The organism is Maribacter sp. ACAM166, assembly GCF_005771495.1.
Taxonomy (GTDB): Bacteria; Bacteroidota; Bacteroidia; order Flavobacteriales; family Flavobacteriaceae; genus Maribacter.
Genome location: NZ_VAUW01000069.1, coordinates 1 through 8,779, shown reverse-complemented (window position 1 = coordinate 8,779; position 8,779 = coordinate 1). Strand labels below are relative to the sequence as shown.

6 protein-coding genes are annotated in these 8,779 nt (G+C 33.1%); 3 read left to right on the top strand and 3 right to left on the bottom strand.

What is annotated here, in order from left to right; translation table 11 throughout:
* Positions 1-325 precede the first annotated feature (325 nt).
* The 3 genes from ES765_RS20995 to ES765_RS20985 all read right to left on the bottom strand — a co-directional run bounded on the left by ES765_RS20995 (position 326) and on the right by ES765_RS20985 (position 3,425).
* Positions 326-1,153 (bottom strand): alpha/beta hydrolase, encoded by an 828-nt coding sequence (locus ES765_RS20995; RefSeq protein WP_138116436.1) that lies wholly within the window; start codon positions 1,151-1,153, stop codon positions 326-328.
* 127 nt (positions 1,154-1,280) lie between these two features.
* Positions 1,281-2,600 carry an agmatine/peptidylarginine deiminase gene (locus tag ES765_RS20990; RefSeq protein ID WP_138116434.1) on the bottom strand — a complete coding sequence of 440 codons (1,320 nt, stop codon included), beginning with the start codon at positions 2,598-2,600 and terminating at the stop codon, positions 1,281-1,283.
* 228 nt (positions 2,601-2,828) lie between these two features.
* Positions 2,829-3,425, bottom strand: a complete 597-nt coding sequence (locus ES765_RS20985; RefSeq protein ID WP_138116432.1) for a histidine phosphatase family protein — start codon at positions 3,423-3,425, stop codon at positions 2,829-2,831.
* A 464-nt stretch (positions 3,426-3,889) separates the two neighbouring features.
* Here ES765_RS20985 and ES765_RS20980 point away from each other — a divergent pair, with 464 nt between their 5' ends.
* The 3 genes from ES765_RS20980 (at position 3,890) to ES765_RS20970 (ending at position 8,462) form a co-directional block, all read left to right on the top strand.
* Positions 3,890-5,563, top strand: a complete 1,674-nt coding sequence (locus ES765_RS20980; protein WP_138116430.1) for a ribulokinase — start codon at positions 3,890-3,892, stop codon at positions 5,561-5,563.
* A gap of 17 nt (positions 5,564-5,580) precedes the next feature.
* Entirely contained in the window at positions 5,581-7,362 is a 1,782-nt protein-coding gene (locus ES765_RS20975) for an L-fucose isomerase (RefSeq protein WP_171017397.1), read from the top strand.
* 95 nt (positions 7,363-7,457) lie between these two features.
* The gene (locus tag ES765_RS20970; RefSeq protein ID WP_138116428.1) at positions 7,458-8,462 is read left to right on the top strand and encodes a LacI family DNA-binding transcriptional regulator; all 1,005 of its coding nucleotides are present in this window, start codon (positions 7,458-7,460) and stop codon (positions 8,460-8,462) included.
* Positions 8,463-8,779: the final 317 nt, after the last annotated feature.

Here is an 8,779-nt window from a genome sequence, read left to right as displayed (position 1 = left end):
TATTGGCTAGGATATTTGCTGTCATTAAAAGGAAATCTCCCTATGTAGATTTAATGAAATTTGCAGCATAAAATTAATTTGAAAAAATGTGAAATATAATTTGTTTTAGTCATAGAATACTGTGAGACTTGAAACGTAGTGCGGTTAAAAGCATTTTCGTTTCGGATTAAACACATACCTAATTTTTAAATTTTACTTATTATTTTGCTTTTGGTAATTTGTCAAATTTAAAAATTAGGCGACTTACCAAAAACGCACAAACCTTTGTGTTAGTAAGTACTTGCGCTATGTTTTATAAACGTTGTTTTAGCAGTTATTTTATTCATTAATTATCTAAAAAAGTAAAAATTTCTACATAAGCGTTTTTTAATTCTTCCTCGTTTGGACTGTGTAGTCCATTTAGTTTATAAATTACAAAGTCTTTATTTTTGTTTAACATTGGAACGAATTTTTCAAAAGTTTCAGGTGGAATTTGATTGTCTTTTCCTCCGTGCCATAAAAAAATCGGTGGGTCGTTTTTGTCAAAATATGTTACTGGTTCATAAACTGCTATCTTCTCTATTAATTCATAACTATCGTTTGATGGAAAAAGAGCTTTCCCAATATCACGAAAAACTTCGTTTTCATTGCCCGAAAAAATCTTTTCCACCACATTTAATCCATCAACTAGTCCCGAAAAGTTGATTATTCCAGTTATCGTAATTCCGTTATTTAATTTATTTGGATATTCAGGGTTGTTTTGAGATACACCAACATTTGTTGCAATGTGAGCTCCAGCTGAAAAACCTGTTACGATTATATTGTTCAAGTTTAAATCATAGTTATTGTTATTGGCTTTTAGGAAGTTCAAAGCGTTTGTTAAATCTGTTGTCGCAATTGGAATTCCTTTTTTCAATCGGTAATTTATATTAACAACATTTAATCCTTTTTTTAAATATGGCTCAATGTATTTTTCATCTTCACTTTTGTCGCTTAAATAGTAACCTCCTCCGTGCAGGAAAACAATCGTATAATTATTCTTTCCGTATGACTTTGCATCTTTGGAAAGATAGATGTCCATATTCTGTTCGGCATCTGTTCCGTATGAAACATTTTTCATTATTTCATATGTAGCCGAAATTTGTTCAGACGTTTTATCTGGAATTGAAGTCAATTTTTTTGAGCAAGATGTCAAAAGCAATAAAGAAATGATTGTCAATTGAGCTACTATTTTTTTTCATTTTGGTTGGTTCTTTTTAATTGCTAGCAATGCCCTGAATGAACACCCATTTTAATGGGGATTATTTCTTGTTAGCATCATTTTTTGGCTGTTGTTGTGTTATACAATGAATTCCTCCGCCATTGAAATTTAGATTTGTTACATTTAAAAATACCAGCTGTCTGTTGGGAAATACTTCTGTAAATATTGCTTTAACCTTTTCTTCTTTCTCAGGACTTGATCCCTCTTGGATGTATGTGGGTAGTACCACAAGGTCATTTGTCACAAGGTAGTTCAAGTAGCTCGAGGCAGCCACAAGTTTAATACTATCTCCCACTTTTTTGATTCCTTTTTGTGGCAGCCAGCTAAGAGGTACCTCCCAATTTTCTCCATCACTCCAGTCTACATCGTGGTTAACTATGGTTGTTTCAGTAAATATTAAATCAGGAAGTGGGACTTTTATAATATTAAATGATTTACCATCTTGGTCTCTGGAGTTTTCAAGAATTTTCAAATTCTCAGACATTCGTTCGAAGTTAATTCTATTGAATTCATTAAGATTCTTTTCTGATTCATCAACCCAAGCTAGTAGGATAGTTGAATCATTAACAAACCTTACAAATTCGTCAGTATGACCATATGTTCCCCACCCAAAATAATCATCAAATATTTGATTGAACAAGAACGGATCCTCAACCAGTCCCTTCTTCATCCAAATAATGTTGTCAGTACCAAGTGTTTTTTTGAACTCCGATTCGATATATTCCTTACTTTTTTCTGGGTTCCTTTGCATGGTGACAGCTTCACATAAAATAAGGGTACCCTTACCATTTACTTCAATTGACCCACCTTCCATATTTACATCAGTTTTAATGGTTGAAAGATGGTCTATTGAACCCATTATACTATCTATACGCCCTGTTTGGCCTAAATCTTGTTGGTATTGGTGCGTCACACTGTCCATGTTACCTTCGAAATAGGTTTTTAAGTATTCTTTTTTTCCGTACAAAGTCCACCCAAAATCAACAACTTTTTTATCACCATTTTTATTAATTACATAGGTAGCCCCATGATCTCTCACCCATAGTCGATTGTCGTTGATGATGTAAAATTGAATATTCAAAGTATCAATTCCATTTTCAGAAAGTTCGCTTTTGATATTTCTAAGGTTAAGGCTATCGTTAGCAATGATTCTTAAAGGCACTTTATCCACAAGTGCCTTAGTCAAATCAACAAAGGGCTGATGATAGGGAGCATATTCCTCCCACCCTAACCAGACGAATTCATGTGGTGAATACTCTGCTGGCATGAAGTACTTATCAGCTTGAACTGTTGCCTTCTGACTTGAATCACAAGCAATTATTAGACTTAATAAAAACGGAATAAGAAATATTTTTTTCATTTTATTTGATTGATGCTAAAATTCTGGCTATGATTGCTGGGGCGGAAATCCAGCGAATTTCTTGTCTCGCGCTAAGCAAAATTTTTTGGTTTTGTTTTATCTTTTTTTGTTAAAGCAAAATCCATAAGATTTTGCGACTTTATAAATATACAGAGACCTTGGCGTATAAACCACAAGTCCGTATTAATTATAGGCATTGTTGGTAAATCGTTTTTTTAGCAAAATATGTTATGCAGGAAAGGCTAACGAAATGTCACGCCAGTTATGAAGTATTTCAAAATTTTCTTTGTAAAAAGTAAAGAAATTACCCCCTCCATTAGATGGTTGGTCATACTGTCGCGATATTTTTTCACCTTTTAAAGAACAGAATAACAACGTACCAACTCCACCATGCGCAACAATCGCAATATCGCCATCACTCTTATCATTTGAAATTATCGTTTTTATTGCAGAAACAATTCTGTTCTGAGCGTCTATTGCTCTTTCCCAACCTCGCACAGATTTATAAGGTTTCGCAAAGAAAATGTTGGCTGTAGTTTGAAATTCTTCTTCATAAAGAAATCCAGTTGATGACCTATCATTCTCCTTTAAAGACTCAACTTTTTGCAATTCAATACTCAAATGATTAGACAAGATTTTCCCACCGTCAATTGCTTTTTGCTCATAACTTGAATAAACTGCTGAAATATTATTTATTTCTGGATTAAAATTAAATAATACATGGCGTTCTTTCCCTTTGACCGATAATCCCCAATCAGGAACCGGTAATTTTGGATTTACATCTACATTTGCATGTGTTATAAACAATATTTTTTTTCTGTGCATCTATAAATGTTCACCAACGGTTTCTGTATAAAATCATAGTGGCGTTTAGCCACTATGATTTTATACACATCTTAAGTTTGATTCCTTAACTTTTAGAATATGCTGAGTTCAACCCATAAGTGCAACACATCTTTTATTTAGGACTTCAATTTGGTTATTATAATTAAACTTTCTAATAGGTCTGTAATTTAGTAATCTTTCTACTTCTTTTATCCTTTTGACCGAAACCTGTCGAAGGTCTGTTTTCTTAGGGGTCAAAACACTAAAGTCTATGGATTTAATAATATATATAATTACTTTTTTGGGTTTTTTTTTAGATTGGAGAGTTAACTTTCGTGAAATAAATTGATTAAACCTATAATATTAAAAATATATATGTTATTCTTGCTTAATCGATAAAGCAAGAATAAATTTTGTTTATCGTGTTTTTTTTAATTTTTAGCTTAAACCTTTAAACAAAAAATGTGAATAAATTTTATACTATAGGTATTGATTTTGGAACTGATTCAGTCAGAACCATTCTTGTTAATACGTTAACGGGTGAAGTTTTATCTGAAGGATGTAGCTTTTACAAATTATGGAAGGAAAGTAAGTACTGTAATTCTAAAATAAATCAATTTAGACAACATCCTACTGATCATATAAATGCTTTAAAAACTTCATTTAAAGAGTTATTGTCAAAAGTATCAAATTCTACTATAAATAATGTAATGGCATTATCGGTTGCATCTACCGGTTCTACACCAGTTGCCGTTAATGAATTGGGAATTCCTCTTGCGTTGACAGAAGGTTTTAAAGAAAACCCTAATGCAATGTTCATTCTATGGAAAGATCACACGGCAATTAATGAGGCTAACGAAATTAACAAACTGGCACATTCAAAGAAATATATTGATTATACTAGCTATGTAGGAGGGGAGTACTCATCAGAATGGTTTTGGGCAAAAATTCTACATATAATGCGTATTGACGAATCAGTAAGGAACGCTGCCTTTACTTGGTTGGAACATTGTGATTGGGTTCCTGCAATGTTAACAGCTAATGCCAATCCATTGAAAATTAAGAGAAGTCGTTGTGCGGCAGGACACAAGGCTATGTGGCATCAAAAATGGAATGGATTGCCTTCCGAAGAATTTTTATCAGATATAGATCCTTTACTCACAGGTATTCGAGAAAAAATGTATGCTGAAACGTATACTTCCGATAAGAGTGCTGGAGTAATTTCTAGGGAGTGGGCAAATATTTTAGGTTTAAGAGAAGATGTTTTAGTTGGCGTTGGAACTTTAGATGCTCACATGGGAGCAATTGGAGGAGAAATCAAACCTAATTATTTAGTTAAAGTTATTGGAACCTCTACTTGCGACATGCTTATTATTCCTAAGGAAGAAATAAAAGAAAAAGTAATTAGTGGTATTTGTGGTCAAGTGGATGGCTCAATTATACCAAACATGATAGGTCTTGAGGCGGGGCAATCTGCTTTCGGAGATATATATGCATGGTTCAACAAGTTTTTAATGTGGCCCTTGGAAAATTTTATTCTAAACAGTCATGTTCTTGAAAAAAAATCGAAAGAATTAATTGCAATAGATATAAGGGAAAATATGTTGTTTGAGCTTAGTGAGGCAGCAAAGGTCTTACCTATAGAAGATACTGGTATTATTGCTTTAGATTGGTTTAATGGCAGAAGAACCCCTAATTCTAATCAAGCTTTGAAAGGTGGCTTAGTAGGATTAACATTGAGTACTGATGCACCAAAATTGTTTAAGGCTTTGGTCGAAGCGACTTGTTTTGGTTCAAAAAAAATAATAGATAGGTTTTTAGAGGAAGGTGTTACTATTTCTGGAATTATTGCAGTTGGTGGAGTTGCTCAAAAGTCAGATTTTGTAATGCAAACGCTTGCAGATATATTAGATTTTCCTATCAGAGTTGTTAGGTCTAAACAAACTTGTGCTCTTGGAGCCGCAATGTCCGCAGCGGTTGTTGCAGGAATTTACACTACCATACCTGACGCTCAAAAAGCGATGGGAGCCGGATTCGAAAAAGAATACATTCCTATTCTTCAAAATACAGAAATATATAAAATACTCTACGCTAAATATTCAATATTTGGTGAATTTGTAGATCATAAAACCAATTAAACATTAACATTCAAATTATGCAAATAAAAAATAAGTCATTGGGAGAAATGCCTAAGATTGGAATTAGGCCAGTTATTGATGCTCGTTTAGGTGGAGTACGTGAGTCGCTGGAGAAAATTACCATGGATATGGCGAAAAACGTGGCAAAGCTCTTGACCACCACTCTAAAATATTATAACGGAGAATCGGTTGAATGCATTATCTCAGATACTACGATTGGTAGAGTACCAGAGGCACAGCGTTGTGAAGATAAATTTTTAAGAGAAGGTGTAGGTTTATCTATTACAGTAACGCCATGTTGGTGTTATGGTACCGAAACTATAGATATGAACCCAACAAGACCAAAAGCAATTTGGGGTTTTAATGGCACCGAAAGACCTGGAGCAGTTTATTTAGCAGCAGCTTTAGCAGGTCATGCTCAGAAAGGTATTCCTGCATTTAGTATTTATGGTAGAGAAGTACAAGAAAGTGATGACGAGCAAATTCCATCAGATGTAAAAGAAAAATTACTACAATTTGCAAAATCGGGTCTAGCCGTCGCAATTTTAAATGGAAAATCATATTTGTCAGTAGGTGGTGTTTCAATGGGTATTGCAGGATCAATTGTTGATGAGAGTTTCTTTCAAGAATATCTTGGAATGAGAAACGAATACGTTGACATGAGTGAAGTAAACAGAAGATTGGAAAAAGGAATATATGACCATGATGAATTTAAGAAAGCATTAACCTGGAGAAAGAAGAATTGTAAAGAAGGTAAAAATTATAATCCAGAAAATCTTGTAAAGTCTCGAGAGCAAATGAATGATGAATGGGAAACTGTTATTAAAATGACCTTGATTTCTAGAGATTTAATGATTGGTAACCCAAAATTAGTAGCGTTAGGATTTGCAGAAGAGGCTTTGGGACATAACGCTATAGCTGCAGGCTTTCAAGGGCAACGTCAATGGAACGATTATATGCCAAATGGAGATTTTTTAGAAGCAATTTTGAATTCATCTTTTGATTGGAACGGAATTAGGAATCCATATATAATGGCTACAGAAAATGATAGCTTAAATGGTATTTCAATGCTGCTCGGCTATTTATTGACTAATCAAGCGCAAATGTTTTCTGATGTTAGAACTTTTTGGAGTCAATCATCAGTAGAGAGAGTAACGGGCCATAAATTAGAGGGTAAAGCCGCCAATGGTATTATTCATTTAATTAATTCAGGTTCATCAACATTAGATGGTACCGGACAGCAAACTGATAATGGTAAACCTGTTATGAAACCATTTTGGGAGATTACTGAAAATGAAGCTTCTAAATGTTTAGAGGCTACCGATTGGCCTCCTGCTATGTACGAATATTTTGGGGGAGGAGGTTATTCATCCCATTTTGTTACTAAAGGAGAAATGCCAGTAACTATGTGTAGAATTAATTTAGTGAAAGGTTTGGGACCTGTAATGCAAATTGCTGAGGGATGGACGGTTGAAATTCCTGAAAAAGCACATAATATTTTGGATCAGCGAACTAATCCGACTTGGCCAACAACTTGGTTTGTGCCAAGACTAAATGATAAGGATGCCTTTAAGGATGTGTATAGTGTAATGTCTAATTGGGGAGCTAATCATGGAGCATTTAGTTATGGTCATTATGGTCATGAAATAATTACCCTTTGTTCTATGTTAAGAATTCCGGTTAATATGCATAATGTAGAGGAAAATAGAATTTTCAGACCTAAAGATTGGGCTTCTTTTGGAACAGATTTAGAGGCTGCAGATTACAGGGCGTGCAAAAATTATGGACCACTTTATTAGCCTACTATTATAATAATTATTAGTGTTTTTGAAATTTTCAAAAAATTAAAGTCATTTATTTTTTATTACTTTCATTACTTAATGAGAACATTAATATGAGTACAAAAGTATCTTTGAAGGACATTGCTAAAATAGTTGGAGTTTCTATTCCATTAGTTTCTTATGTTTTAAATGGTAAGGGAAAAGAAAATCGGGTATCAGAGGAAACCGAGAAAAGAATAAAAGAAGTTGCAAAGAGTTTAAACTATAGACCAAATTTAAATGCTAGAAGTTTAAAGACGAATAAAACGAGGACCATAGGAGTAATTCTGGCTGATATTTCAAATCCATTCTTTTCTAATTTGGCACGCATCATTGAAGATGAAGCTTTTAATCAAAACTATACTGTCATTTTTGGTTCTTCTGATGAAAAAATGGAGAAGTTTGATAGAGTTCTAGAATTGCTTTTGGATCGTCAAGTTGATGGGTTGATTATAGCACCTCCCCAAGGTTCAAAGCAGAGTATTTTGAAATTGAAATTACAGAAAATTCCGTTTGTTTTAATTGATAGATATTTCGAAGGATTAGAATATAATTATGTGGTTGCTGATAATTTCAATGCGTCTTCTTTAGCTACAAATTATTTAATTAACAAGGGACACAAGAAAATTGCAACAATAGGGTATCAATCAGATTTATCTCACTACACCGATAGATATGAAGGTTACATTGATGCCTTAAATTGCGCGAATATAATTCCATCAGAAAATATGATGAAAAGGGTGAATCATTTGTATTTAAAAAGAGACATGAAAAAAGCTATGGATGAGTTAATCAATAGAAGTGAAGTAGAGGCCATCTATTTTCAAACGAATACATTAGCTGAAGAAGGTCTTCGACAATTAATTAGCTTGGGAAGAGATGTTTTGCAAAGAATTGATGTTGTTGTTTTTGATCAAAATTCTACCTACCATTTCTTAGAAAATTTTGTGCCATATATTAGTCAGCCAATTAAAAAAATGGGAGAAGAGGCTTTAAGAATTCTTATTGAAAATATTAATCACCCAGATTCTAAATCTGTTCAAATTAAATTAAATACAAGCTTAGAATTTGAAAGTTAACATTAGATTTCGAGTATTAAACAACATAATTATTGAATTAAGTAAAAGGTTGTAAAAAACATTACTAATTACGCAAAAAAAGGCTTAAATATTTTTGTATATTGCATTATTTTATTATTATTGCTTAATCGTTAAAGCATTTATATTTTTTATGAAGAACAAAATTCATCTAGATTAAAAAAGGGATTAATCTAAGTTCAAGTCATAAGTGCAACACGAATATTTAAAACAGATGGGGCTAGCCCCATCTGTTTTAGGCTCAATATTTATATTCGTTTTGATGAAACATTACAAACAATTGACCTTAGAGCAAAGGT